Genomic DNA, 25,341 nt, shown 5'->3' with positions numbered 1-25,341 from the left:
GGAGCGCTGTGTCACCGGGCGGCCGGCGGGCCGAAGGACACGAACTTGGCGATGCTGGGCACGCCGTCCTCGTTGAGGAGGAAGAGCATGTAGTAGCCGGGGGGCGCGGCCTTGGCCGACGGCGGCGCCTGCAGTTCGAGGGAGCCGTCGCCCCGGCTCCTGATGCGGACGTCGAGGTGGCGCTGGCTGAAGTTCACCGCGTGGGTCGCCGTCGTGGGGGCCAGCAGGACGGCGCGGCTGACGGCCTCGGAGTCCGCCGTGAGCACCGTGAAGCGGGAGTCGTAGCCGATGGTGCGGCGCGGCACGGCGGAGAGGCCGGGGCGCGCGCCGTTGTGCAGGTAGGCGGGCTCGTAGATCTCGATGCTGCCGTCCATGTCGTCGCCGATATCAGGGTCGTTGGCGATCTGCTGGGCCTCGTCGCCGGTGACCATGATCCGGCCGTCGGGCAGGACGACGGCGTTCGAGTGGTAGCCGCGCGGCAGCCGCTGGGCGGGCCCGAGCTTCCAGTTGCCGTCGGTGTCGCGCATCTCGGTCTGGCGGTACTTCAGATCGGCGTTGGGGTTGTAGAGGCCGTTGCCGTAGTCGCGGATGTCGTGGGCGCCGTTGACGGTGAACAGGGTGCCGTCGGGCAGGATGAGGGTGTCGTCCTGCGTGCGGCCGAAGGCCCGGGGCTCCTTCTTCTTCCACTGGCCGCCGACGAGTTGGTAGGTGTTCGGGTCGTCCCTGTTGCCGCCGAGGACGAGGATGGAGTCGGGGCCGCGGAAGCCGGCCGGCAGCGGCACGGCGGAGCCGTAGTTGCGCATGAACTCGTCGGGCCTGTCGGGCAGGCTCGTGCGGGTCTCGGTGAGCGGGTTGAACAGCCACTGCTGGTCGTGGTCGCGGCCGAGCCCGTAGATCATGCCGTCGCGCAGCGAGAACAGGTGCGGATAGTCGTGCTTGTACGGGGCTTCCGCCTTGAAGACGTCCACCGGCACGTTCTCGGGGACGTCGGTGCTGGAGGTCGGGACCTCGCGGGTCAGCGCCGGGAAGCGTTCCACGATCGCGGTGGGGGTCGCCCAGCCGAGCTCCGACTGGCCGGACATGATGAGGATCCGCCCGTCGGCCCCGGTGACGGCGCTCGGGTACCAGCGTCCGACGGACATCTCCTGGTTGAGGGACCACGATTCGGTCCACGGGTCGAAGACGAGGGAGAGCTTGGCGCCGGCGCCGTGGTTCCCGCCGAGGTTGCCGCCGAAGACGCCGAGCATCCCGTTGGGCAGGAAGGCATGACCCGCGCAGAAGAACGGCGCGGGCCGCGGCTCGTTCTTCCCGTCCGGCATGTTGATGGTGGGCGGCGTGACCTTCTTGAACGCAGCAGCGCCGGTGCCCTTCGGGTCCCACAGATACGCGCGGCCCGCGTTCTCCTTGCCGATGATCTGGGTGGGCGCGGTCTCCCTGGTGGGGTCGGTCTCGATCCTCTCGAAGGAGAACAGCAGGACCTTGCCGGTGGGCAGTTGCGCCACGTGCACCCCGAAGTCGGGTGACGGGAAGTAGTCCTTGAAGGCCCCGTACTCCGCGGCGTCGAATGTGGCGTTGTGCTCCGCCTGCGACTTGGTGAGCGACTCCAGCCGCCCCGTCCGCATCGGCTGCGGGTAGTCGCCGGCGTCCTGCGCCCGCACACGGGCCTGGGCGTGCCGCTCGGCGTGCTCCTGGCCGAGCACGGCGGCCTCCGCCTTGTCCACGGCGGCCTCGCCGCCGGTGACGGGCGCACCGTCCTTGGAGGCGACACGGGGCTCCGGTGCCCCGTCGTGAGCGGTGGCGGGCAGCGCGGCTGCGAGAGGGGCGGCGGTGAGGGCGGAGAGGACGGCACAGGCGGAGACCAGCCTGGACAGTCGTGGTCGTGACATGGGGCTCCTCGTGGGCTGTCGGCCTGGGCGCATGGCAAGACGGCCCCGCGGTCGGGGCTGAATATGTCATCGGAACAGGCTGGACGTAACTGACTGTGACATATGAGCACAGAGAGTAAGCATCTGCAATGCGGTGGATCGACGTGTTGACCGGGCGGACGCGGGCGGTCCGGGCCGGACCGAAGGGGGGCGGTCCTCAACGTAGGCGGGGTGGTGGTGTCGGCCGCAATGGCCGATGGGTCGAACCACCCCTGCGGTGCAAAGAGAATCAATTCTGCGACGGCAACCGGTTTGACCTGCGAGGGGATCGGGTCGCCGCTTGAGTCGGCCGAAAATCAAAGCAAGCATGCTTGCTTGTTTCTTCGTGCGCTGCCATGCTCCGAGCCACAGACCGTCGTGCCCACAGGGGAGCGTTCCGTGTCCGATCCGGCCGTCGTACTCGACGACTTGCGCAGCGAAAGCGATGAACTCGACCGGCTGGTCGGGGAGCTGAGCCCCGGCGAATGGGCGGCAGCGACCCCCGCCGCGGGCTGGACCGTCGCCCATCAGATCGCCCACCTCGCCTGGACCGACTCCGCCGCGCTCGTGGCCGTCACGGACGCGGCGGGCTTCGCCGCGGAGGTGGAGACGGCTCTCGCGGCGCCGGACTCGTTCGTCGACGACGGCGCGGCGGCCGGCGCCGCGCTGCCGCCCGCCGAACTGCTCGCCCGCTGGCGCGCCGGCCGCGAAGCCCTTCAACTGGTTCTCCGGTCCGCCCCCGCCGGGGCACGCTTCCCCTGGTACGGACCGCCGATGAGCGCCGCGTCGATGGCGACCGCGCGGCTGATGGAGACGTGGGCGCACGGCCAGGACGTCGCCGACGCCCTCGACGTCGTACGGCCGCAGACGGCCCGCCTCGCGCAGGTCGCCCGGATCGGGGTGCGCACGCGCGACTTCGCGTTCGGGGTGCACGGCCTCACCCCGCCGGCCGAGCCGTTCCGGGTGGAACTGGACGGGCCAGGAGGCGAGTTGTGGGCCTACGGGCCCGAGGACGCGGAGCAACGGGTGACCGGCCCCGCGCTCGACTTCTGCCTGCTGGTGACCCAGCGCGCCCACCGCGACGACCTGGCCCTGCGGGTCGAGGGTGCGGACGCCGACCGCTGGCTGGACATCGCGCAGGCCTTCGCGGGCCCGCCGGGCAAGGGGCGCGCGTCGGGCGGGGGAGCTGGTGGGCGCGCGCCGGGTGGGGCCGGCGGTGGGCGCGCGCCCGGCACGGCGGGTGGAGGGCGCGCGCCGGGCGGAGTCGGCGGTGGGAGTGCGCCCGGTGCGGGCGGGTTCTCGGCCGCGGCCCGGTCCGATGGAGGCGCGACCGCGGCCGGGGCGCCTGAAGGCGGCCGCTCATGACCGGCAGATCCGGCGGTGTGGGCGCCGCCCCGGGCGCCGCCCCGGGCGGCGCCCCGGGCATCGGCACCGCGCCGGCTGCGGGAGGGGCCGCTTCCGCGGGCCGGCCGGCACGGATCGACGCCACAAGCCCGGAAGCCCGCGACGCGCGGTCGGCCACCGGCCCGGCCTCCGGGCACCCGGACAGCTCCTGGACCGGCTCGGCCTCCGGACCCGTTGCCGGATCCGGAGCCGCTCCCGACCCCGTACCCGTCCCGCCCGGCGCCGGAGGCGCCTTTGGCGCAGGCGTGTTGCGCGTCGGGAACGCATCCGGGTTCTACGGCGACCGGTTCGACGCCCTGCGCGAGATGCTCACCGGCGGGCCGCTGGACGTGCTCACCGGGGACTACCTCGCCGAGCTCACGATGCTCATCCTCGGCCGCGACCGGCTGGGGGACCAGCGGCTCGGCTACGCCAAGACGTTCCTGCGCCAGCTCGAGGAGACCCTCGGCCTCGCCCGCGAGAAGGACGTCCGCATCGTCGCCAACGCCGGCGGTCTCAACCCCGCGGGGCTCGCCGACGCGGTCCGCTCGCTGGCCGACCGCCTCGGTGTCCCGGTGGACGTCGCGCACGTCGAGGGGGACGACCTCACCTCCCGCTTCCCGGGTGCGCTGACCGCCAACGCCTACCTCGGCGGAGCCGGTATCGCCGCGTGCCTGCGTGCCGGCGCCCACGTCGTCGTCACCGGCCGGGTCACCGACGCCGCCCTCGTCACCGGCCCCGCCGTCGCCCGCTTCGGCTGGGGCGAGGAGGAGTACGACAAGCTCGCGGGCGCCGTCGTCGCCGGGCACGTACTCGAGTGCGGTACCCAGGCCACCGGCGGCAACTACGCGTTCTTCACCGGCCATGACATCCGCCGCCCCGGCTTCCCCGTCGCCGAGATCCACGCCGACGGCAGCTCGGTCATCACCAAGCACGACGGCACCGGCGGCGTGGTCGACGTCGGCACCGTCACCGCGCAACTGCTGTACGAGACGGGCGGCGCCCGGTACGCGGGCCCGGACGTGACCGCCAGGCTCGACACCGTCCGGCTCGAACAGGACGGACCCGACCGCGTGAGGATCTCCGGGGTGCGCGGCGAGGCCCCGCCGCCCACGCTCAAGGTCGGCCTGGGCCGGCTCGGCGGCTGGCGCAACGAGGTCGTCTTCGTACTGACCGGACTCGACATCGAAGCCAAGGCCGCCCTCGTGAAGGCGCAGTTGGAGGACACGCTCGGCAAGCAGCGCCCCGCGAAGGTGCGCTGGGAACTGTCCCGTACGGACACCTCCGATGCCGACACCGAGGAGCGGGCAGCCGCCCATCTGCGGCTTGTCGTCCGCGACCCGGACGCCGAACGCGTCGGCCGTGCCGTCAGCAGCGCCGCCATCGAACTGGCCCTCGCCAGCTACCCCGGCTTCCACGTGACCGCCCCGCCCGGCAAGGGCGCGCCGTACGGGGTCTTCGAGGCCGCGTACGCCGACGCGGGCGAGGTCCCGCACACGGCCGTCCTGCCCGGCGGCGAACGCGTCGACGTCCCGCCGCCGAAGCGGACCCGCGTGCTCGAGGACGCGGAGCCGGGCGCGCTGCCCGATCCCCTGCCGCACGGCCCGGTCCGGCGCGCCCCTCTCGGGCTCGTCGCCGGCGCCCGCAGCGGCGACAAGGGCGGCGACGCCAACATCGGCGTATGGGCGCGCACCGAGGACACCTGGCGGTGGCTCGCCCACGAACTGACCTCTCAGCGGCTGCGCGAGCTGCTGCCCGAGACCGCCGAACTGCCCGTCGTACGGCATGTGCTGCCCAACCTGCGCGCCCTCAACTTCACCGTCGCCGGGATCCTCGGCGAAGGAGTAGCCGCGCAGGCCCGTTTCGACCCGCAGGGCAAGGCGCTGGGCGAATGGCTCCGCGCCCGGCACGTCGACATCCCGGAGGCTTTGTTGTGACCGTTCTCGGCTCGGCCGTCGATGTGACGAGCCCCGAATACGCCGCCCACCGCGCCGCGATGCTCGGCAGGCTCGCAGAGCTGGACACCGAGCACGAAAAGGCCCTGGCCGGCGGCGGCGAGAAGTACGTGGCCCGGCACAGGAAGCGCGGCAAACTGCTCGCCCGCGAGCGCATCGAGCTGCTGGTCGACCCGGACACCCCGTTCCTGGAGCTGTCCCCGCTCGCGGCCTGGGGCAGCGACTACCCGGTCGGCGCCTCGATCGTCACCGGCATCGGGGTCGTCGAGGGCGTCGAGTGCCTGATCACCGCCAACGACCCGACGGTACGCGGCGGGGCGTCCAACCCGTGGACCCTGAAGAAGGCCCTTCGCGCCAACGAGATCGCGTACGCCAACCGGCTGCCCTGCATCTCGCTGGTCGAGTCGGGCGGCGCGGACCTGCCGTCCCAGAAGGAGATCTTCATCCCCGGCGGGGCGCTGTTCCGTGACCTCACCCGTCTGTCGGCGGCCGGGATCCCCACGATCGCGGTCGTCTTCGGCAACTCGACGGCCGGCGGCGCGTATGTGCCCGGCATGTCCGACCACACCGTCATGATCAAGGAACAGTCGAAGGTCTTCCTCGGCGGCCCGCCGTTGGTGAAGATGGCGACGGGGGAGGAGAGCGACGACGAGTCGCTCGGCGGCGCGGAGATGCACGCCCGCACGTCCGGCCTCGCGGACCACTTCGCGCTCGACGAGCCGGACGCGCTGCGCCAGGCCCGCCGGATCGTCGCCCGCCTCAACTGGCGCAAGGCGCACGCCGATCCGGGACCGGCGAAGCCGCCGGAATACGCGGCCGACGAACTGCTCGGGATCGTCCCCGAGGACCTGAAGACGCCGTTCGACCCGCGCGAGGTCGTCGCACGGATCGTCGACGGCTCCGACTTCGACGAGTTCAAGCCGCTGTACGGGCCGAGTCTGGTGACCGGCTGGGCGCGGCTGCACGGCTACCCGGTGGGGGTGCTGGCCAACGCCCAGGGTGTGCTCTTCTCCGCCGAGTCCCAGAAGGCGGCGCAGTTCATCCAGCTCGCCAACCAGCGTGACGTTCCCCTGCTGTTCCTGCACAACACCACCGGCTACATGGTCGGCAAGGAGTACGAGCAGGGCGGCATCATCAAGCACGGCGCGATGATGATCAACGCGGTGTCGAACAGCCGCGTGCCGCATCTGTCGGTGCTGATGGGCGCGTCGTACGGAGCCGGGCACTACGGCATGTGCGGGCGGGCGTACGACCCGAGGTTCCTGTTCGCCTGGCCGAGCGCGAAATCCGCCGTCATGGGCCCGCAGCAGCTGGCGGGTGTCCTGTCGATCGTCGCGCGTGCGTCCGCGGCGGCGAAGGGACAGCCGTACGACGACGAGGCGGACGCCGGGCTGCGCGCCGTGGTCGAGCAGCAGATCGAGGCGGAGTCGCTGCCGATGTTCCTGTCCGGACGGCTCTACGACGACGGCGTCATCGACCCCCGCGACACCCGGACGGTGCTCGGCCTGTGCCTGTCCGCCATCCACACGGCACCGGTCGAGGGCGCACGCGGCGGCTTCGGCGTCTTCCGAATGTGAGGGCCTGTTGTGATTTCCTCTGTCCTTGTCGCCAACCGGGGCGAGATCGCGTGCCGTGTCTTCCGCACCTGCCGCGAGCTGGGCATCGCGACGGTCGCCGTCCACTCGGACCCGGACGCCTCCGCACTGCACGTACGGGAGGCGGACGCGGCGGTACGGCTGCCGGGCAGGGCGCCCGCGGAGACGTATCTGCAGGGTGAGCTGATCGTGAAGGCGGCGCTGGCGGCGGGCGCCGACGCGGTGCACCCCGGGTACGGATTCCTCTCCGAGAACGCGGAGTTCGCGCGGGCGGTCACCGACGCCGGGCTGGTGTGGATCGGGCCGCCCGCCGACGCGATCGAGGCGATGGCGTCCAAGACCCGGGCGAAGGAACTCATGGGTCTGGCGGCCCTGGACCCCGGGTCGCTCACCGAGTCCGACCTTCCGGTGCTGGTGAAGGCGGCGGCGGGCGGCGGCGGGCGGGGCATGCGGATCGTCCGCACCCTTTCCGGACTCGCCGGGGAGCTCGAGGCGGCCCGCTCCGAAGCGGCATCGGCCTTCGGCGACGGGGAGGTCTTCGTCGAGCCGTACATCGAGGCCGGCCGCCACGTCGAGGTCCAGATCCTCGCCGACGCGCACGGCACGGTGTGGGCGCTCGGCACACGGGACTGCTCGCTGCAGCGCCGCCACCAGAAGGTCGTGGAGGAGTCCCCGGCGCCCGGTCTGGGCCCGGAGCTGGTGGACACGCTGCACACGCTGGCAGTGGGGGCGGCGCGTGCGGTGGACTACCGGGGCGCGGGCACGGTCGAGTTCCTCCTCGCGCCGGACGGCCGGGCGCACTTCCTGGAGATGAACACCCGCCTCCAGGTGGAACACCCGGTGACGGAGGCGGTGTTCGGCCTCGACCTGGTCGCCCTTCAGCTCTCGGTCGCCCAGGGCGAGGCGCTGCCCACGTCCCCGCCGCAGGAGCGAGGCCACGCGGTGGAGGCCCGCCTCTACGCCGAGGACCCGTCCACGGGCTGGACGCCTCAGGCGGGGGTGCTGCACGCGCTCGACGTGCCGGGCGCCGCCCCGGCCGTGCGGGTCGACGCCGGGTACGGCGCCGGGGACGTCATCGGGGTGCACTACGACCCCATGGTCGCCAAGGTCATCGCCTGGGCGCCCACACGGGCCGAGGCGATCCGGAGACTGGCGTACAGCCTGCGGCGGGCCAGGGTGCACGGGCCCGTCACCAACCGGGCCCTGCTCGTCGCGTCGTTGGAGCACCCCGACTTCACCGGCGGCCGGCTGGACACCGGCTTCTACGAACGGAATCTGGCCGACCTCACCGCCCCCGCCCCCGGCGAGGAGCACGCCGCCGTCGCCGCGGCGATCGCCGACGCCGCCGCACGCAGCGGCCGGTTCGGCGGCGCGTGGCGCAACCTGCCGTCCGCGGACCAGGTCAAGGCGTACGGCGACCACGAGATCCGCTACCGGCCGCTGCGCGACGGCGGGTACGAGGTGGTGGACCGGCCCGGGGTGCGGGTCGTGAAGGCGACCGCGCACCGCGTCGCGCTCGAGGTCGACGGGATCGTACGGAACTACGAGGTCAGCGACTGCTGCGACACCGTCTACGTCGACTCGCCCGCCGGTGCCCACGCCCTCACCCCGCGCCCCCGCTTCACCGATCCCCAGGACCGCGCCGAGCCGGGGTCGCTGCTCGCACCCATGCCCGGGACCGTCGTCCGGGTCGGGGACGGGGTCGTCGAGGGCGCCCGTGTCACCCAAGGACAGCCACTGGTCTGGCTGGAGGCCATGAAGATGGAGCACCGCATCGTCTCTCCTGCCTCCGGCACGCTCACCGCGCTCCACGCCGTCCCCGGCCGTCAGGTCGAGGTCGGCGCCCTGCTCGCCGTCGTCAACGCAGTCGCCAACGAAGTCGTGAACGAAGTCGCCAACGAGGTCGTCAACGAAGCTCAGGAGGACCCTGCGTCATGAACGCCATCGAGAGCCAGGACCACAAGGACCTGCGGGACGCCGTCGCCGCCCTCGGCCGCCGGCACGGACCCGGTTTCGACCGTGCCACCCTGTGGGCCGAGGCCGGCAAGCTGGGCTACCTCGGGGTGAACCTCCCCGAGGAGCACGGCGGCGGAGGCGGCGGCATCAGCGAGTTGTCCATCGTCCTCGAGGAGTCCGGCGCGGCAGGCTGCCCGCTCCTCATGATGATCGTCTCGCCGGCCATCTGCGCCACCGTCATCGCCCGCTTCGGCACCGACGAGCAGAAGCGCACCTGGCTGCCCGGTCTCGCCGACGGCAGCCTCACCATGGCGTTCGGGATCACCGAACCCGACGCGGGCTCCAACTCCCACCGCATCACGACCACCGCGCGCCGCGACGGCGACGGCTGGATACTGACCGGCCGCAAGGTCTTCGTGTCCGGAGTCGACATCGCCGACGCGACGCTGATCGTCGGCCGCACCGAGGACGCGAGCACGGGCAGTCTCAAGCCGTGCCTGTTCATCGTCCCCCGGGACGCCGAAGGCTTCGGCCGCTCGCAGATCGACATGGAACTCCAGGCCCAGGAGAAGCAGTTCGAGCTGGTCCTCGACGACGTCCGGCTGCCCGCCGACGCGCTCGTCGGCGACGAGGACGCCGGCCTGCTCCAGCTGTTCGCCGGACTCAACCCCGAGCGCATCATGACCGCCGCGTTCGCCATCGGTATTGGTCGCTACGCGCTGGCCAGGGCCGTGGAGTACGCGAAGTCCCGCCAGGTGTGGAAGGCCCCGATCGGCGCGCACCAGGCGATCGCGCACCCCCTCGCCGAGGCGCACATCGAGCTGGAGCTGGCCAGGCTGATGATGCAGAAGGCCGCCGCCCTGTACGACGCGGGCGACGACGCCGGCGCGGGCGAGGCCGCCAACATGGCCAAGTACGCGGCCGGTGAGGCGTGTGTGAAGGCCGTCGACCAGGCCGTGCACACCCTCGGCGGCAACGGCCTCACCCGCGAGTACGGCCTCGGGCGGCTCGTCACGGCCGCCCGGGTGGCCCGGATCGCGCCGGTCAGCCGGGAGATGATCCTGAACTACGTGTCCCACCAGTCCCTGGGTCTCCCCAAGTCGTACTGACAGACGACATCCTGGCCGTCCAACCCAACGCCGAGGGGGCCGTCATGGTGTTCCGCAGCAGCTACGCAGATGTCCCGGCCGTCGTCGAACCCATCCACGAGACCGTGCTCGCACGCGCCGCCGAGTTCGGTGACACCGCCGCCCTCGTCGACGGGGTGAACGGCACCACCGTCACGTACCACCAGCTCGACCTGTTCCACCGGCGGATCGCCGCCGCGCTCGCCGACGCGGGCCTGCGCAAGGGAGACGTGCTGGCCCTGCACAGCCCCAACACCGTCGCCTACCCGGCGGTGTTCTACGGGGCCACCCGGGCCGGCGCGTCCGTCACCACCGTCCATCCGCTGTCCACGGCGGACGAGTTCGCCAAGCAGCTCCGCGATTCCTCCGCCCGCTGGATCGTCACCGTCTCGCCGCTGCTGGAAGTGGCGCGCAGGGCAGCCGAACTGGCCGCGGGGATCGAGGAGATCTTCGTCTGCGACCGGGCGGACGGGCACGTCAGCGTGCTCGACATGCTGGGCTCGACCGCGCCGGAGCCACAGGTCGCCATCGACCCGTCGGAGGACGTCGCGGCCCTGCCGTACTCGTCGGGCACGACCGGCGTGCCCAAGGGCGTCATGCTCACGCACCGGTCCATCGCCACCAACCTGGAGCAGCTGGCGCCGTTCGTGCCGATGGGGCCGGGCGACCGGATCCTCGCCGTGCTGCCCTTTTTCCACATATACGGGCTGACGGCCCTGATGAACGCGCCGCTTCGGCACGGTGCGACCGTTGTCGTACTGCCCCGCTTCGACCTCGACATGTTCCTCGCCGCCATCCAGGAACACCGCATCAACGGCCTGTACGTCGCCCCGCCGATCGTCCTCGCGCTCGCGAAGCACCCCGCGGTCGCGAAGTACGACCTGTCGTCGCTGGAGTACATCGTCAGCGCCGCCGCCCCGCTGGACGCCCGGCTCGGCGAGGCGTGCTCGAAACGGCTCGGCCTGCCGCCGGTGCGCCAGGCGTACGGCATGACGGAACTGTCACCCGGCACCCATGTCGTGCCGCTCGCAGCGCAGAACCCGCCGCCCGGCGCCGTCGGCCTGCTGCTGCCCGGCACCGAGATGCGCATCCTCGACCTCGACGGCTCCGGCAGGGAACTGGGCGTCGGTGAGGGCGGCGAGATCCTGATCCGCGGCCCGCAGGTGATGAAGGGCTACCTGGGCCGGCCCGAAGCCACCGCGGCGATGATCGACGCCGACGGATGGGTGCACACCGGCGACATCGGCCGGGTCGACGACGACGGCTGGCTCTTCGTCGTCGACCGGGTCAAGGAACTCATCAAGTACAAGGGCTTCCAGGTCGCCCCCGCCGAGCTGGAGGCGCTGCTGCTCACGCACGAGTCGATCGCGGACGCGGCCGTGATCGGGGTGTACGACGGGGACGGCAACGAGATCCCCAAGGCCTACGTCGTACGGCAGCCCGGCGCCGCGGACCTGACGGAGGACAATGTCATGGACTTCGTCGCCGAACGCGTCGCCCCGTACAAGAAGGTCCGCCGGGTCGAGTTCATCGGCGGTGTCCCGCGCGCCGCGTCGGGCAAGATCCTGCGGCGCCAGCTGCGGGACCGGGAGAACGCTTCGAAGGAGCAATAGCACGTGACCATCGCCACCACGCACGAACGCGGCATCACCACCCTGACCCTGGACTCCCCGGCGAACCGCAACGCGCTGTCCGCGCGGCTCGTCGGCGAACTGGCCGAGGCGCTGGGCAAGTGCGCGGAGGACGACTCCGTACGGGCCGTCGTCCTCACGCACACCGGCTCCACGTTCAGCGCGGGCGCCGACCTGAAGACGCCGCCCAGCCCGTACACCTTCGTGGCGCTGCTGCGGCAGATCGTGACACTGCCCAAGCCCGTGGTGGCGAGGGTCGCCGGTCATGTGCGGGCCGGCGGTCTCGGCCTGGTCGGTGCGTGCGACATGGCGGCAGCGAGCGCGGCCTCCGACTTCGCGTTCACGGAGGTGCGCATCGGGGTCGCCCCCGCCGTCATCTCGCTGCCGCTGCTGCCGCGCATGGACCCGCGGGCGGCGGAGCGCTACTACCTCACGGGCGAGCGTTTCGACGCGGCGGAGGCGGCCCGCAGCGGGCTGTTGACACTGGCCGCCGACGACGTGGACGACGCCCTCGCGCCGCTCCTCGACGGGCTGCGCAGGGCCTCGCCGCAGGGCCTGGCGGCAGCTAAGCAGCTGGTCGCGGCTAGGGTGCTGGAAACCTTCGACCGGGACGCGGAAGACCTGGTCCAGCGCTCGGCGACGCTGTTCGCATCGGCCGAGGCGCGCGAAGGGATGACGGCTTTCCTCGAACGACGGGACCCCGCATGGGTGTTGTGACGCCACCGACCGCCAAGGCCCCCAAGCAGGACCGCAGCCGGGCCACCCGGCAGCGCCTGCTGGCGGCCGCGGTGGCGTGCCTGGCCGAGGTCGGCTGGGCGGGCTCGACGGTCTCGGTGGTCGCCGAGCGCGCCGGCGTCTCCCGCGGGGCGGCGCAGCACCACTTCCCGACCCGGGAGGACTTGTTCACGGCGGCCGTCGAGTACGTCGCAGAGGAGCGCTCGCAGGCACTGCGGGAACTCCCGTCGCGGGGGCGTGCGGCGGTCGTCGCGGCCCTCGTCGACCTGTACACGGGGCCGCTGTTCCGGGCCGCGCTGCACCTGTGGGTGGCGGCCTCCAACGAGGAGCAGCTGCGCCCCAGGGTCACGGAACTCGAGGCGAAGGTCGGCCGCGAGACACATCGCATCGCGGTCCGTCTGCTGGACGCCGACGAGTCCCGGCCGGGGGTGCGCGAGACCGTCCAGGGCCTGCTGGACATGGCCCGCGGGCTGGGCCTCGCCAACCTCCTCACGGACGACGCGGCGCGGCGGCGGCGGGTGGTGGCGCAGTGGGCGGTGCTGGTGGAGGAAGCGCTGGCGTAGGCCCTCTCTGGTGAACCTTGCCGGTTCTCGGGGCCCGGCACGCCTCCCACGGCCTGCGCCTTACGGGCGGTATCCCGAACCCTCGCAGTTCAGCGCGGCAGGTGCCCCCGTGCCGCGCACATGGCCCGCCTCTGCGGCGACCGGATCCGTCTCGTCGGCCTCCGAGCGGGTGCGGGGCCGCGCACGGCAGGCCCCACACCCCTCGCGGCCGTCAGCCGACGATGTCTTCGTAGCCCTCGATCTCGCGCGGGTTGCGCGTGCCCGGGCCCACGTACCGGGCCGACGGGCGCACCAGACGGCCCGTGCGCTTCTGCTCCAGAATGTGGGCCGACCAGCCGGCCGTACGGGCGCAGGTGAACATCGACGTGAACATGTGCGCCGGAACCTCCGCGAAGTCCAGCATGATCGCGGCCCAGAACTCGACGTTCGTCGCCAGCACCCGGTCCGGGCGGCGGTTGTGCAGCTCCTCCAGCGCCGCCTTCTCCAGCGCCTCCGCGACCTCGAACCGCGGCGCGTCCAGTTCCTGCGCCGTACGGCGCAGCACACGGGCGCGGGGGTCCTCCGCGCGGTACACGCGATGGCCGAAGCCCATCAGGCGCTCACCGTTGTCGAGGGCGCGCTTCACGTAGGCCGTCGCGTCGCCGGTGCGCTCGATCTCCTCGATCATGCCGAGCACCCGGGACGGCGCACCGCCGTGCAGCGGCCCGGACATGGCACCGACCGCGCCGGACAGCGCGGCGGCGACGTCCGCGCCGGTGGACGCGATGACGCGGGCGGTGAACGTCGACGCGTTCATGCCGTGCTCGGCGGCCGACGTCCAGTACGCGTCGACGGCTTTGACATGCTTGGGGTCCGGCTCGCCGCGCCAGCGGATCATGAACCGCTCGACGATGGACTCCGCCTTGTCGATCTCGCTCTGCGGCACCATCGGCAGGCCCTGGCCGCGTGCACTCTGTGCCACGTACGACAGCGCCATCACGGCCGCCCGTGCCAGATCGTCGCGGGCCTGTGCCTCGTCGATGTCGAGGAGCGGCTTGAGGCCCCAGACGGGGGCGAGCATCGCCAGCGCCGACTGCACGTCGACCCGGATGTCACCGGAGTGCACGGGGATCGGGAACGGCTCCGCGGGCGGCAGGCCCGGGTTGAACGCGCCGTCGACGAGCAGGCCCCACACGTTCCCGAAGGAGACATGCCCGACCAGGTCCTCGATGTCGACGCCCCGGTAGCGCAGCGAGCCGCCCTCCTTGTCCGGTTCGGCGATCTCCGTCTCGAACGCGACGACTCCCTCGAGTCCAGGTACGAAGTCGGACATCAGGCGGCTCCTCAAGATCTGTGCGTCATGCGGCGGCCGACGGCGTGGGCCGGTCACCCCGGTGATGCCCCGTGCGGCCGGTGGTCACCCAGCCGCCGGGAGGCAGGCACGATATCCCCTGCTGTATGGAGGCCACAGTGGCCCGACCCAAGATTTTGGCGGGTCCGTCCGGTGCGGGGAAGCGTGACATCCGGCACACTGCCCCAATTCGGCCCGGGAGGATTGACGGCACTCCGTGCCGGGCAGACTCGGTCGCTGCGGCAGGATGGCATCGTGACCGACCACGCCGACGCCAACGACTCCGCCGCCGACAAGCCCGCCGTCCCGGACGTCACCGTCTCCGGCCTGCCTTTGCCCGACCCGGCAGAGACCGGGCTCGTCGTACCCGACCCGGCGGTCATGCGCGAGCAGTACCGCTCGACACCGCTCGACGAGAGCCGGCTTGCGGGCACGCCCATGGAGCAGTTCGCCCGCTGGTTCGCCGAGGCCGCCGCCGCGGCGCTCCTCGAACCCAACGCGATGATCGTCTCGACGGCCACGCCCGACGGGCGGCCGTCCTCGCGCACGGTGCTGCTGAAGCAGTACGACGACCGCGGCTTCGTCTTCTTCACGAACTACGACTCGCGCAAGGGCCGCGAGATCGACGCCAACCCCTACGTCTCGCTGCTCTTCCCGTGGCACCCCCTCGAGCGCCAGGTCATCGTCACCGGCACGGCGTCCCGTATCGGGCGCGACGAGACCGTCGCGTACTTCCGCACCCGCCCGCACGGCTCCCAGCTCGGCGCCTGGGCGAGCGACCAGTCGGCGGTGATCGCCTCCCGCGCCGAGCTGCTGCGACGCTACGAGGAGCTGGCCGCCCGCCATCCGGAGGGCGAGCAGGTCGCCGCGCCCGCGCACTGGGGCGGCATCCGCGTCGTTCCCGACGCGATCGAGTTCTGGCAGGGCCACGAGAACCGCCTCCACGACCGGCTGCGGTACGTCCGCACGGACGGGGAGGGCTGGACGATCGAGCGGCTCGCGCCCTAGTGCTGTGACCGGAGAGGTTCACCGGCTCGCGACGCCCGGCACGGCACCTCGCTGCGTTGTCGCATCACCCAAGTACATCCAGTACGCGGGAGATCCTCCGCCTTGCGATGCACCGCACCGGACGCCGCGAGCTTTCCGGCAAACCTTTCCGGCCACAGCACTAGCGAGATCCAGGTCCAGGGGGCCCGGCCCACACGACCCTGGACGAGCCCCTGTGGTTCGTGTCGGCGTACGCCTCCCCGACTTCGCGCTGCCGGCCCTCGTCCGGATCGTCGGCGCGGTCTTCCCCCTGACCGGCAGCCCCGTCGCGGTCCGCGGCGCCCTTGAGGACGAGGACGCCTCGAGGGCCGCGCACCCTCACCGACCTGGCCCCGATCCTCGCGGCCCCGGCCGGCCTGAGCGCCCTGCTGCCGGCCGCGGCGGCGGGAGTCCTGCGCGTGGGGGAGGCCCGGTCGCAACGCACGGGCAAACCGAGCCTGGCCCGACGTCCTGGCCGGTGACTCGGCACGGGCGGCCCGGCATCCCGCGGGCGGTCCGGAGAACGCAGACGACCCGTGGGCCTTGGTCCCTCCGTCCGGACGGAGGGAGCCGGCCGGACTTACCGGCGGCCCACGGGTCGGGTGACTGCTTGGGTTTTCGGCAGACGACCTGCCGAGGTGCACAGAGTGCGACGGCAGGCGTCAGCCCGCAGCCACCTCGCTTGTCCGGTAAGAAATCACTTCCGGATCACCTCCTTTCTGAGCGTGGAACAGACCCTAGGTACTGCTTCGGGGCGGATCAACCCCTTTTTTCGAGTTCCTGGCCGTGGGTGTCGGAGCAGCGGTCGGCACCCCGGACGAGCTGGGGATTCATGCGGCGGCCAATCTGCGGGCGACGGGATTTTACGGAAACGCCGTGTGTCCTGGGTCACGTTCGCGTTCAATGATCTGAGGTGCCAAGACTTGAGGTGCATCGGCGCACGTGGACACGTCCTGCAGGGGGGTGCCGGGATGAGTGCTTCCAGGAGTGAGATCACCGACGAGCTCGACGCCGGAGGGCCCGAGCCGGGGCCGCCCGGGGCAGATCTGCTCGCGGCGCTGCTCGACGGGATGGACGCCGCGTTGTGCGCGTTCGACGCCGACGGGTCCGTGACGCACTGGAACCGCGAGGCGGAGCGAATCCTGGGGTGGTCGGCGCAGGAGGCGGTGGGGCGGCGGGGCTTCGCCGGATGGGCCGTGCGCAGCGCCGACGCCGACGAGGTGCAGGCGCGGCTGATGGGCGCGATGTCCGCACCGGGCCGGCAGGTGCACGAGTTCGCGCTGCTGCGCAAGGACGGCGGGCGGGTGCTCGTACGGACCCAGTCGGCGCGGGTGCTCGGAGCGGACGGGAAGCCCGCGGGGGTGTACTGCGCCTTCAGCGAGGTGCACGCGCAGATCGACCTGGAGCGGTCCATCGCGCTGAGCGAGGCGCTCTTCGACGACGCGTCGTGGGGTGTCGTACTGGTCGACGTGGATCTGCGGCCCGCGGTCGTCAACGGCGAGGCGGCCCGCGCGCTCGGCGCGGGGCGTTCGTCCGCGCTGGGGCGGCCGCTCGGCGAGCTGCTGGAACAGGGCGTGGAGGAGCTCGAGGGCGCGCTGCACCATGTGCTTGCGGAGGGGGCGCCGCGCGGGCTGGTGGATCTGTGGGTCGCGGTCGCCACGGCAGACGGGCAGCCGCGACGGCGCTGCTGGCGCAGCGGATTCCTGAGACTGGCCTCGCCGCTGACGGAGGAGCCGGTTCCGCTCGGGGTGGGGTGGCTGTTCCACGACGTCACGGACGTCAAACTGGCTGAGCAGGAGGCGGACCGGCTGCGGTTCCGGTCCAGTCAGCTGCACCGTGCGGGCCGCGCGGCCTCGGAGTGCGAGGACCCGATGGAGGCGGCGACCGCGTATCTCGACTTCGCGCTGGCGGGCTTCGCCGATCACGTACTGCTCGACGTGGCCGAGGCCGACGGTGAACGTCTGGTGCGGGCCGCCGCGTCGCCCGCGGGAGCGCCGGGCCCGTGCGCCGGGTCGGCAGGAGGCGGCCTGCCGGTGCGCTATGCCCCCGGCCACCCGGCGTTCCAGGCGATGGACCGGGTCGGCTCGGTCCGGGCGAGCTGCGGCGCGGAGGGCCCGCCCGGGGACTGGGCGGAGCGCCGTCAATGGCCGAGGGACGCGGCCCATGCGCTGTGCACGGTCCTGCGCTGCCGCGGCCGGACGCTGGGCGTGGTGACCTTTCTTCGCGGCGCGGCCAGGCCCGCGTTCGAGCGCCCGGACGCGGTGTACGCGGAGAGCGTCGCGGTCCTCGCGGCGGCCGCGCTGGATCTGGCGCAGGTGACGGGCGACTGACTGTGGTGCGCGCGGCCGCTTCGCGCCGCGCGGCCCTGGCGTGTGCGGCCGTTCCGCGTGGTGGTGTCCCCCGTCAGCCGTCAGCCGTCAGCCGTCTGGCGGGCGGCCGTCCCGAGTACGTCCGTCGCGCGCCGCGTGGCCGCCTCACGTACGACCGTCGCGCGTACCGCCGTCCTGCATGCCGCCGTCCCGAGCGCGGCCGTCCCGAGTGCTCACGTCTCCCGCCGCGCGGCCCGCGCCGCGTGGCGTCAGTGGCGGAAGAAGATGCGGTCGCCGTACTCGGTCATCACGCGGCCGTTCCACTCGTGGCCGCCGTCCACGTTGCCCGAACGGAGCAGCGGCGGTTCGATGCCGCGTGCGACGAGCTGTTCCGCCGCCGCGGCCATCGTCGCCTGCATCAGGGCGCTGGTCACGACGGTCGACGCCGGCGCGAACGGCGCCTCGATCTGCTCGTGCGTCAACTCCGCGTCACCGACCTCGATATGGGAGTCGAGCACGATGTCGCAGTGGTCCTTCAGGAACGTGCCCGACACATGACGGGACTTCGTCTCCTGCGCGTACGCGACGGATGTCACGCCGATCACGGTGAGGCCGAGCGCCCGGGCGTTCATGGCCATCTCGACGGGCAGGGCGTTGCGGCCGGACAGCGAGATGATCACCAGCAGGTCGCCCGCGCGGGCCGGGCTGGAGTCGAGCACCGCGCCGGCGAGGCCGTCCACGCGCTCCAGCGCGGAGCCGAGGGTGGCCGGCATGACGTCGACGCCGACCACGCCCGGGACGGCGAGCAGGTTCATCAGGGCCAGGCCGCCGGCCCGGTAGACGACGTCCTGCGCGGCGAGCGAGGAGTGTCCCGCGCCGAACGCGAAGAGCCGGCCGCCCGAGGCGACGGTGTCGGCGATCGCGGAACCGGCTGCCGCGATGTGCGCGGACTCCCCGTCCCGTACGCGTTGCAGCAGACCGATCGCGGCGTCGAAGAACTGACCGGCCAGCTTGCTCTCGCTCATTCGCCGAGCCCTTTCCACAGGGGTGAGGGGAGTACCCGGGGGTATCCGTGTCGCGGATCACGTTGCGGTCTGGACCATTGCCCTGTCAATACAGGGCCGGGCGGCTGCGGCACGGTTGTCGGCGGGATGCGCAAGAATTGAGCCGGGGCCAGCGCACGACTTTCACGTCACAGCATCGAGGGGCACGTATGTCCGGACTGATCGACACGACGGAGATGTATCTCCGCACCATCCTCGAGCTCGAGGAGGAAGGTGTGGTGCCCATGCGGGCCCGAATCGCGGAGCGGCTCGACCAGAGCGGTCCGACGGTCAGCCAGACCGTGGCACGTATGGAGCGCGACGGTCTGGTGACGGTCGCGGGCGACCGGCATCTGGAGCTGACACAGGAGGGCCGCCGGCTGGCCACACGCGTGATGCGCAAGCACCGCCTCGCAGAGTGCCTGCTCGTCGACGTGATCGGCCTGGAGTGGGAGCAGGTCCACGCGGAGGCGTGCCGCTGGGAGCACGTGATGAGCGAGGCGGTGGAGCGGCGCGTGCTCGAGCTGCTGCGTCATCCGACGGAGTCGCCGTACGGGAACCCGATCCCGGGCCTGGAAGAGCTGGGCGAGAAGGCGGAGGCCGACCCGTTCCTGGACGACAGCATGGTCTCGCTGGCCGAGCTGGACCCGGGCACGGACGGCAAGACGGTGGTCGTCCGCCGGATCGGCGAGCCGATCCAGACCGACGCCCAGCTGATGTACACGCTGCGGCGGGCGGGTGTGCAGCCCGGTTCCGTGGTGAGCGTGACGGAGTCCGCGGGCGGGGTGCTCGTGGGCAGCAGCGGTGAGGCGGCGGAGCTGGCGGTGGAGGTGGCCTCGCACGTGTTCGTGGCGAAGCGGCAGGTCTGACGGCCCGCGCCGCGGAGTTCGCCGGTTACGGCCCTGCCCCCTTCGTGGGGGGCGGGGCCGGTCGCGTACGCGCCCCCCTGGGGCGCCCTTGCTTCGGCGGCGGGGAGGCGGGGGCGGAGGTGGCCGGACCGAGGCGGGTTTCCTGTTCCCCGAAACCGTTTTCCGCCCGGAATGGCAGCGCCCGGGCGAATCGCGTGCCACCCTGTGGCTGAGGCATATGACCACGGTCGGGGTGGGGTCCCCGCCGAAGGCTGGGGGGAGGGAACCGCGTGATGCGCCAGTCGTGCGCCCCGCGCGCAAACCGGAGCGAACGCCCGCGCGGCTTCGCGCTCGTCCGCCTGTGCGGACGCCTGGTGACCGCTCGCTCGTCCGCCTGCGCGGCTTCTCGCGCGATGGGTCGCGGCCGTCGCCACGCCCTGAGGCGTACCGCATCCTGCCGCATCCGGGGCTGCCCGCCGCGGCGCCGCGTCTGCGGGGACTTGACGGCATGGAGGAGTCCCGGCGCCCGAGGGCGCCGGGACCTGTCCTCCCCTGTGCTGACCCGGAGCCCCGAGCTCTCAGGGTCAATCCCGTCGGACCGTTTTCCCCGAGCGGCCCGCCTCCCGCAGAAGATCTCCCCCCGGCAGCGCCGGTCAATCCCGCAACGTGGTCACTCGATTGAGGGGTGTTACGCGGCAGAGCCGCGTTTTCGAATATAGGTTCGATAGTCTGACAGTGTTCTACGCAGGGCTCGTGAGGAGCCGGCTCGACTCGGGGGAGAGAAGGGGGTGCCAGGCCCAATGGTGCGGCGCATCGATGTGACCGGAGCAGGCGGTGTCCGCCTGGCTGCCTGGGAGTTCGCGGACCCGCCGAAAGGCCGCGGCGAAGGGGAACAGGTCCCCGGAGTCTTATTGCTCCACGGACTGATGGGCCGTGCGTCGCACTGGGCGTCCACGGCCCGCTGGCTCAGCGAGCGGCACCGCGCGGTCGCGCTCGACCAGCGCGGCCACGGCCGCAGCGACAAACCGGCCGACGGCCCGTACGCACGCGAGGCGTACGTGGCGGACGCGGAGGCCGCGATCGAGCAACTCGGCCTCGCGCCGGTGACGTTGATCGGCCACGCGATGGGCGCCCTGACCGCCTGGCAGCTCGCGGCCAAGCGCCCGGACCTGGTCGCAGCCCTGATCATCTGCGACATGCGCGCCTCGGCGCTGGGGGCGGCGTCGCAGCGCGAATGGGAGGACTGGTTCCGCTCGTGGCCCGTCCCGTTCGCGACCCTGGCCGACGTCCGCAAGTGGTTCGGCGAGGACGACCCCTGGGTCGAGCGGCCGAACGCGGCCCGCGGGGAGTTCTTCGCCGAGGTCATGGCGGAGAGCGCCGACGGCTGGCGGCCGGTTTTCTCCCGCCGCCAGATGCTCGTTTCACGGGAGACATGGGTCCACGACGCCCACTGGGAGGAGCTTGCCCAGGTCCGCTGCCCCACGCTGGTGGTCCGCGGCCTCGACGGCGAACTGGGCCGCGCGGAGGCCCAGGAGATGGTCCGCGTCCTGCCCCGCGGCCGGTACGGAGAGGTCTTTGACGCCGGTCACCTGGTCCACTACGACTGCCCGTCCGGCTGGCGCACGGCCATCGAGCCCTTCCTGGACGGTGCGTTGACGCCGTGACAGGTCGGACAGGCGAGCTCGCCGTAGCGTCACGAACGGAAGGTGAGATGTCGGTCGCTGCCGACGTACCGGCAGAGTTGCTCATCCTCGAGATCGAGTCGAGGGACGAGCACACCGCCGTGTGTGTGGTGCGGTGCCTCGCCGGCGTCGTACGGACCGGTCAGGCCTACGACGGCGGGCGGTTCACCATCGACTGGATCGACCGCTACCGGCGTCACGTCGACGCCATTGAACCGCCCCACGCCGCCAAGGTCCGTTTCTCCGGCGTGGATGTGGCCTGCCTCCGCATCCGAACGGTTGTCTCGACCGCGGGCCCACGCCGCTACGCATACATCGGCCCACCGGAGATCTGGCGGGCCGCCTGGAACGCACCCGAGGGGCGCGTCGTTCGCGGTGTCGGCGACTTCGAGGTGTGGGCCGCCGCGTTGACGCCCGGCGAGCTCGCCGAGCCGTTCACGTACGTCGTCGACGCCTACGGGTTCCTGCGGCTGGCCGCCCGGCGCAGCGAGCATGTCGCATGCGCCGGGCGGGGGAGCGTGCGGGCGGCCGGTGAAGTGGCCTTCCGCCGGGCGGCGGGCCGCTGGGAGGTGGCCGAGGTCAGCAACCAGTCCACCGGCTACTGCCCCGACCCCGACTGTTGGCCTTCCGTGGCCGCGGCCCTCGATCGCGCAGGGGTCGCCCGCCCGGACCGGTTCACGCACGAGATCGTTTTCCGTCGCTGCACCGGGTGCGACGAGCTCAACATCGTCCGCGAGGGCGACTTCGTGTGCGTCTTCTGCGACGCCGACCTGCCCGCCGCCGGTAGTGCGGCGCGCCTCAGCTGAGGGGCCCGCGGATCTCCTCGCGGACCCGGGCCGCCGTCGCCGCCGCCGACTCGAGGTCGATGTCCTCCGGTGACTTCTGCGTCGTCCGGGCGGTCACGAGGGTGACCGAGGCGTTCGTGTTGGCGTCCGCCCAGGCGCAGACGGGGAGGTTGGCCGTGCCGCCGCCCGTCTGGTCCGTCGTGACGACCTGACAGGTGATCGTGACCTCCGGCCCCGCGGGCGTGAAGTCCTTCGCCGGTACGGCGAGGGTGGAGCCGTCGGCTCCGGCCGCGCCCCTGAGGATGCTCTCGCGGGCAGTGTCCGGGTCCTTGATGCTGCCGTGCATGCCGGAAATGATCAGGACGCCGCCCTCGGAGGTCGAGGTGTACTGCGCCACCGTGGCCTTCGGGTCACGGATGTTGGACTCGTCGACGGTGGAGGACTCCAGCTGCTTCTGCCGCTCAGCGGACTGGTCGTCGGCCAGCTCGTACGTGCCGTCGAGCAGCGTCTTCGGCGCCGAGAGCCCGTACTCGGCCACCGGGAAGCTGCTCTCACCACGACCCCCGCCGCCACTCGGCGAGTCGGAGTCGGAGCCGCGGTTGCCGAACCAGGCCAGACCGAGGAGCAGCGCGACAAGTCCGAAGGCGAGGGTGATGGTCAGTCCGGTGCGGTTCTTCCGCTTCGGCGGCGGGACCGGCGGGCCGTAGGGCGCGGGACCGCCCCAGCCGCCGCCCCCGCCCGGGTAGGGCTGCTGCCCGTTGCCCGGTTGCGCATACGGAGGTTGCTGCGGCGGGTACGGCGATTGCTGCTGCGGATACGCGGGTTGCTGCGGGTACGGCGATTGCTGCTGCGGATACGCGGGTTGCTGCGGGTACGGCGATTGCTGCTGCGGATAGGGCGATTGCTGCGGGAACTGCGGCTGGCGGCCGTACGGATTCGGCTGCTGCCCGTACGGGTTCGGCGGCGTCGACATGGACACGACGCTACGTCACCCGTACGGGCACCCAACGTGCCGGGCCTGTCACCCCTTGCTTACCGCCGTCAGGATCTCCGGCAGCCGCCTCGCCGTTTGCGGCGCCGCGAACCGTACGCCCGCCCACGCCAGCAGCGCGCCGTACACCGTGCCCACCGGCAACGGCAGCCACTGCGGCCCGGCACCCGATCCGGCAGAGGCGTTCAGCCAGATCGTGAGGGCGATCACCGGGGCGCAGAGCAGCGCCCCCATGATCATCCCGCCGAGGATGGAGAGCCAGGCGAGCCCGCCCTGCCCCGGGGCCACGTTCTTGTACGCGCTGTCCTGAGGGATCGAGTACGGGAAGCGGGCCGACGACACCGCACCGGTCGCCACCATCGCGCCCAGCAGGGCGAACGACAGGCCCAGCACCTCCGGCAGAGCGTGCCAGCGGCCGAGCGCCGCCGCCGTCAGCACCGACACCAGCGCCATGTACGGCACGGTGATCAGCAGCAGCGCCAGCGCCCGCGCCCGTAGTTCGGCGTACGCGTCACGCGTGGAGGAGATCGTCAGCGCCACCATCCAGAAGGCCGACGTGTCCTGGCCGAACTGGTTGTACATCATCATGCCGAGCATCCCGGCGGCGAAGCAGGCGAGGTAGATCGAGCCCGTGCCCTGCAGGGCGTTGAAGATCGGCACGATCAGTCCGATCGCCAGGGACGTCACCCACGCGCCCTTCGTCTTCGGGTCGCGCCAGATGTACCGCAGGCTGCGCTGCATCGCCGCTCCCGTGCGGCCCTCCGGCAGCAGTCCGTGCAGCCCGGACGAGGACGCCTTGCGGGTCGGTTCCGACGCCGCGAGCGTCGAGCCGTCCGGGGCGGTCATCAGCTTCGTGAGGCTGCGCCGCCACGCCCGCAGCAGCAGCGCGAGCGCCAGCGCGGACAGGGCGAGTTGGGCGAGCGCGGTGCCGTACGCGCCGTCGCCCGCCGAGTCCACCGCGCCGATCGCGGACGCCGGCGGCACCCACCGCACGATCGACGCCGCCGGGGCCAGCGCCGCGAGGCCGCCCGCCTCACCGAGGCGCTGCATGCCGAAGTTCACGAACTGGATGCCCACCGCGACCACCAGGCCGCTGAGTACCGCCAGATCGCGGCCCTTGCGCGACGTGAGCAGCCGGATGTTGGCCGCGGCGACCGCGCGGGCCAGTGCCAGGCAGACGAGCAGGGTGAGCGGGACGGCGACGACCGACACCACCAGCGCGAAGGCGCCGTGGGACAGTGCGAACGCCGAACCCACCACCACGCAGAGCGTGAACAGCGGGCCGATGCCCACGAGCGACGCGACGAGCAGCGCCGTCACCAGCGGCCCCGGTCGCAGCGGCAGCATCACCAGACGGGTGGGGTCGAGGGTCTCGTCGCCGCTCGGGAAGAACAGGGGCAGCACCGACCAGCCGAGGGCCAGCAGCCCCGTCAGCAGGACGACGAGCGACGCCGCGTGTTCGTTGCCGCGCAGCAGGACCAGCCCCAGCAGCTGGAGGGCGGCGAACAGCAGCACAAAAACCATGGAGACGATGTACGCGGCCCTGCGGCCCGAGGACCGGCGCAGCCCGTTGCCCAGCAGCGACAGCTTCAGCCGTACGAAAACGGAGGTCAGTGACGCCGTACTCAACGGGCACCGCCGCCGAGCCAGTCCAGCGACTCGCCGCTGTCCCTGCCCTGTGCGCCGACCAGTTCCAGGAACGCGGCCTGCAGCGACGGGGCGTCGCCGCGCACGTCGGCCAGCGGGCCCTGCGCGCGGATGGTGCCGGCCGCCATCACCGCCACCCAGTCGCACAGCGACTCGACCAGCTCCATCACATGACTGGAGAAGACGACGGTCGCCCCGGAAGCGGTGTACCGCTCGAGCACCCCGCGGATCGTCTGCGCGGACACCGGGTCGACGCCCTCGAACGGCTCGTCGAGGAAGAGCACCTCGGGGTTGTGCAGCAGCGCTGCCGCGAGCCCGATTTTTTTGCGCATACCGGTCGAGTAGTCGACGACCAGCTTGTGCTGCGCGCCCGCCAGGTCCAGTACGTCCAGCAGCTGGCCCGCGCGCTTGTCGACCTCCTCGCCGGGCAGGCCGCGCAACCGGCCGTTGTAGGCGAGCAGTTCACGCCCCGACAGGCGCTCGAAGAGCCGCAGGCCCTCCGGCAGTACGCCGATACGGGACTTGACCTCGACCGGGTCGCGCCACACGTCGTGCCCGGCGACCTGGACCCGGCCCTGGTCCGGCCGGAGCAGGCCGGTGATCATCGACAGCGTCGTCGTCTTGCCCGCGCCGTTCGGGCCGACGAGGCCGATGAAGCTGCCGGCGGGCAGCGTCAGGTCGATCCCCGCGACGGCGATCTGCTCGCCGAACCTCTTCCACAGCCCCTCGACCTGCACGGCCGGCGCTGCCGTACGTACTCCGCCCGTCCCGGCCCCGCCTGCTTCGTCAATCACCTGGTCCGGCATGTGCTTTCGCGCCTTTCAGTGTCCC

Annotated in this window: 19 protein-coding genes; 13 read left to right on the top strand and 6 right to left on the bottom strand. The window is 72.2% G+C overall.

The annotated features are described in order from the left end of the window. Nucleotides 1-11: 11 nt before the first annotated feature. Complete coding sequence (locus ACZ4SA_RS04235) at nt 12-1,886, bottom strand: galactose oxidase-like domain-containing protein (RefSeq protein WP_468269619.1); 1,875 nt, start codon at nt 1,884-1,886, stop codon at nt 12-14. 417 nt (nt 1,887-2,303) lie between these two features. Here ACZ4SA_RS04235 and ACZ4SA_RS04230 point away from each other — a divergent pair, with 417 nt between their 5' ends. Genes ACZ4SA_RS04230 through ACZ4SA_RS04195 form a run of 8 tightly spaced genes read left to right on the top strand, consistent with a single transcriptional unit; the run spans nt 2,304 to nt 12,849 of the window. After that, complete coding sequence (locus ACZ4SA_RS04230; protein ID WP_468269617.1) at nt 2,304-3,269, top strand: TIGR03084 family metal-binding protein; 966 nt, start codon at nt 2,304-2,306, stop codon at nt 3,267-3,269. Continuing rightward, on the top strand, nt 3,266-5,224 hold the full coding sequence (locus tag ACZ4SA_RS04225) for an acyclic terpene utilization AtuA family protein (protein WP_468269615.1): 1,959 nt from the start codon (nt 3,266-3,268) through the stop codon (nt 5,222-5,224). Before ACZ4SA_RS04230 ends, ACZ4SA_RS04225 begins: the two co-directional genes overlap by 4 nt. Continuing rightward, nucleotides 5,221-6,819, top strand: a complete 1,599-nt coding sequence (locus ACZ4SA_RS04220) for an acyl-CoA carboxylase subunit beta (RefSeq protein ID WP_468269613.1) — start codon at nt 5,221-5,223, stop codon at nt 6,817-6,819. Before ACZ4SA_RS04225 ends, ACZ4SA_RS04220 begins: the two co-directional genes overlap by 4 nt. Nucleotides 6,820-6,828: 9 nt before the next feature. Next, the gene (locus ACZ4SA_RS04215; RefSeq protein WP_468269611.1) at nt 6,829-8,775 is read left to right on the top strand and encodes an acetyl/propionyl/methylcrotonyl-CoA carboxylase subunit alpha; all 1,947 of its coding nucleotides are present in this window, start codon (nt 6,829-6,831) and stop codon (nt 8,773-8,775) included. Beyond that, a complete protein-coding gene (locus ACZ4SA_RS04210) occupies nt 8,772-9,902 on the top strand; it encodes an acyl-CoA dehydrogenase family protein (protein ID WP_468269609.1) in 1,131 nt (376 codons plus the stop codon). The genes ACZ4SA_RS04215 and ACZ4SA_RS04210 overlap by 4 nt, the downstream gene beginning before the upstream one ends. Nucleotides 9,903-9,946: 44 nt before the next feature. Further along, nucleotides 9,947-11,533: a 4-coumarate--CoA ligase family protein gene (locus ACZ4SA_RS04205; protein WP_468269607.1), complete on the top strand. Its 1,587-nt coding sequence runs from the start codon at nt 9,947-9,949 to the stop codon at nt 11,531-11,533. A 3-nt stretch (nt 11,534-11,536) separates the two neighbouring features. Continuing rightward, on the top strand, nt 11,537-12,268 hold the full coding sequence (locus ACZ4SA_RS04200; protein ID WP_468269605.1) for an enoyl-CoA hydratase family protein: 732 nt from the start codon (nt 11,537-11,539) through the stop codon (nt 12,266-12,268). Continuing rightward, nucleotides 12,256-12,849, top strand: a complete 594-nt coding sequence (locus ACZ4SA_RS04195) for a TetR/AcrR family transcriptional regulator (protein ID WP_468269603.1) — start codon at nt 12,256-12,258, stop codon at nt 12,847-12,849. The genes ACZ4SA_RS04200 and ACZ4SA_RS04195 overlap by 13 nt, the downstream gene beginning before the upstream one ends. Before the next feature lie 211 nt (nt 12,850-13,060). Here ACZ4SA_RS04195 and ACZ4SA_RS04190 read toward each other — a convergent pair whose 3' ends face one another. Continuing rightward, nucleotides 13,061-14,161: a citrate synthase 2 gene (locus ACZ4SA_RS04190; protein ID WP_468269601.1), complete on the bottom strand. Its 1,101-nt coding sequence runs from the start codon at nt 14,159-14,161 to the stop codon at nt 13,061-13,063. Between the two features lie 399 nt (nt 14,162-14,560). Between ACZ4SA_RS04190 and pdxH the strand changes: the two genes are divergently transcribed. Further along, complete coding sequence (pdxH, locus tag ACZ4SA_RS04185) at nt 14,561-15,187, top strand: pyridoxamine 5'-phosphate oxidase (protein WP_468269836.1); 627 nt, start codon at nt 14,561-14,563, stop codon at nt 15,185-15,187. A 989-nt stretch (nt 15,188-16,176) separates the two neighbouring features. Beyond that, nucleotides 16,177-17,535, top strand: coding sequence for a PAS domain-containing protein (locus ACZ4SA_RS04180; RefSeq protein WP_468269599.1), 1,359 nt, complete (start codon nt 16,177-16,179; stop codon nt 17,533-17,535). A gap of 248 nt (nt 17,536-17,783) precedes the next feature. Here ACZ4SA_RS04180 and ACZ4SA_RS04175 read toward each other — a convergent pair whose 3' ends face one another. Beyond that, nucleotides 17,784-18,539 (bottom strand): SIS domain-containing protein, encoded by a 756-nt coding sequence (locus tag ACZ4SA_RS04175; protein WP_468269597.1) that lies wholly within the window; start codon nt 18,537-18,539, stop codon nt 17,784-17,786. 188 nt (nt 18,540-18,727) lie between these two features. Here ACZ4SA_RS04175 and ACZ4SA_RS04170 point away from each other — a divergent pair, with 188 nt between their 5' ends. The 3 genes from ACZ4SA_RS04170 to ACZ4SA_RS04160 all read left to right on the top strand — a co-directional run bounded on the left by ACZ4SA_RS04170 (nt 18,728) and on the right by ACZ4SA_RS04160 (nt 21,893). Next, nucleotides 18,728-19,426, top strand: coding sequence for a metal-dependent transcriptional regulator (locus tag ACZ4SA_RS04170; RefSeq protein WP_468269595.1), 699 nt, complete (start codon nt 18,728-18,730; stop codon nt 19,424-19,426). A gap of 779 nt (nt 19,427-20,205) precedes the next feature. Next, the gene (locus tag ACZ4SA_RS04165; protein WP_468269593.1) at nt 20,206-21,069 is read left to right on the top strand and encodes an alpha/beta fold hydrolase; all 864 of its coding nucleotides are present in this window, start codon (nt 20,206-20,208) and stop codon (nt 21,067-21,069) included. 47 nt (nt 21,070-21,116) lie between these two features. After that, nucleotides 21,117-21,893 carry a hypothetical protein gene (locus ACZ4SA_RS04160; RefSeq protein WP_468269591.1) on the top strand — a complete coding sequence of 259 codons (777 nt, stop codon included), beginning with the start codon at nt 21,117-21,119 and terminating at the stop codon, nt 21,891-21,893. Here ACZ4SA_RS04160 and ACZ4SA_RS04155 read toward each other — a convergent pair. From ACZ4SA_RS04155 to ACZ4SA_RS04145, 3 genes are read right to left on the bottom strand one after another with little or no spacing between them, the layout of a single operon-like run. After that, nucleotides 21,886-22,845: a hypothetical protein gene (locus tag ACZ4SA_RS04155; protein ID WP_468269589.1), complete on the bottom strand. Its 960-nt coding sequence runs from the start codon at nt 22,843-22,845 to the stop codon at nt 21,886-21,888. The genes ACZ4SA_RS04160 and ACZ4SA_RS04155 overlap by 8 nt on opposite strands. A gap of 48 nt (nt 22,846-22,893) precedes the next feature. Next, complete coding sequence (locus tag ACZ4SA_RS04150; protein ID WP_468269587.1) at nt 22,894-24,492, bottom strand: transporter; 1,599 nt, start codon at nt 24,490-24,492, stop codon at nt 22,894-22,896. After that, complete coding sequence (locus tag ACZ4SA_RS04145; protein WP_468269585.1) at nt 24,489-25,316, bottom strand: ABC transporter ATP-binding protein; 828 nt, start codon at nt 25,314-25,316, stop codon at nt 24,489-24,491. Before ACZ4SA_RS04145 ends, ACZ4SA_RS04150 begins: the two co-directional genes overlap by 4 nt. Nucleotides 25,317-25,341: the final 25 nt, after the last annotated feature.

The organism is Streptomyces sp. NPDC027962, assembly GCF_055566095.1.
The sequence above is the reverse complement of the archived record's forward strand: the minus strand, read 5'-3'. Positions and strand labels throughout refer to the sequence as shown.

Excerpts from the sequence above, each read along its gene's own strand:
- ACZ4SA_RS04235 (WP_468269619.1), bottom strand. The coding sequence starts at position 1,886 with ATGTCACGACCACGACTGTCCAGGCTGGTCTCCGCCTGTGCCGTCCTC.
- ACZ4SA_RS04225 (WP_468269615.1), top strand. The coding sequence starts at position 3,266 with ATGACCGGCAGATCCGGCGGTGTGGGCGCCGCCCCGGGCGCCGCCCCG.
- ACZ4SA_RS04210 (WP_468269609.1), top strand. The coding sequence starts at position 8,772 with ATGAACGCCATCGAGAGCCAGGACCACAAGGACCTGCGGGACGCCGTC.
- ACZ4SA_RS04205 (WP_468269607.1), top strand. The coding sequence starts at position 9,947 with ATGGTGTTCCGCAGCAGCTACGCAGATGTCCCGGCCGTCGTCGAACCC.
- ACZ4SA_RS04195 (WP_468269603.1), top strand. The coding sequence starts at position 12,256 with ATGGGTGTTGTGACGCCACCGACCGCCAAGGCCCCCAAGCAGGACCGC.
- ACZ4SA_RS04190 (WP_468269601.1), bottom strand. The coding sequence starts at position 14,161 with ATGTCCGACTTCGTACCTGGACTCGAGGGAGTCGTCGCGTTCGAGACG.
- pdxH (WP_468269836.1), top strand. The coding sequence starts at position 14,561 with ATGCGCGAGCAGTACCGCTCGACACCGCTCGACGAGAGCCGGCTTGCG.
- ACZ4SA_RS04180 (WP_468269599.1), top strand. The coding sequence starts at position 16,177 with ATGAGTGCTTCCAGGAGTGAGATCACCGACGAGCTCGACGCCGGAGGG.
- ACZ4SA_RS04175 (WP_468269597.1), bottom strand. The coding sequence starts at position 18,539 with ATGAGCGAGAGCAAGCTGGCCGGTCAGTTCTTCGACGCCGCGATCGGT.
- ACZ4SA_RS04170 (WP_468269595.1), top strand. The coding sequence starts at position 18,728 with ATGTCCGGACTGATCGACACGACGGAGATGTATCTCCGCACCATCCTC.
- ACZ4SA_RS04165 (WP_468269593.1), top strand. The coding sequence starts at position 20,206 with ATGGTGCGGCGCATCGATGTGACCGGAGCAGGCGGTGTCCGCCTGGCT.
- ACZ4SA_RS04160 (WP_468269591.1), top strand. The coding sequence starts at position 21,117 with ATGTCGGTCGCTGCCGACGTACCGGCAGAGTTGCTCATCCTCGAGATC.
- ACZ4SA_RS04155 (WP_468269589.1), bottom strand. The coding sequence starts at position 22,845 with ATGTCGACGCCGCCGAACCCGTACGGGCAGCAGCCGAATCCGTACGGC.
- ACZ4SA_RS04145 (WP_468269585.1), bottom strand. The coding sequence starts at position 25,316 with ATGCCGGACCAGGTGATTGACGAAGCAGGCGGGGCCGGGACGGGCGGA.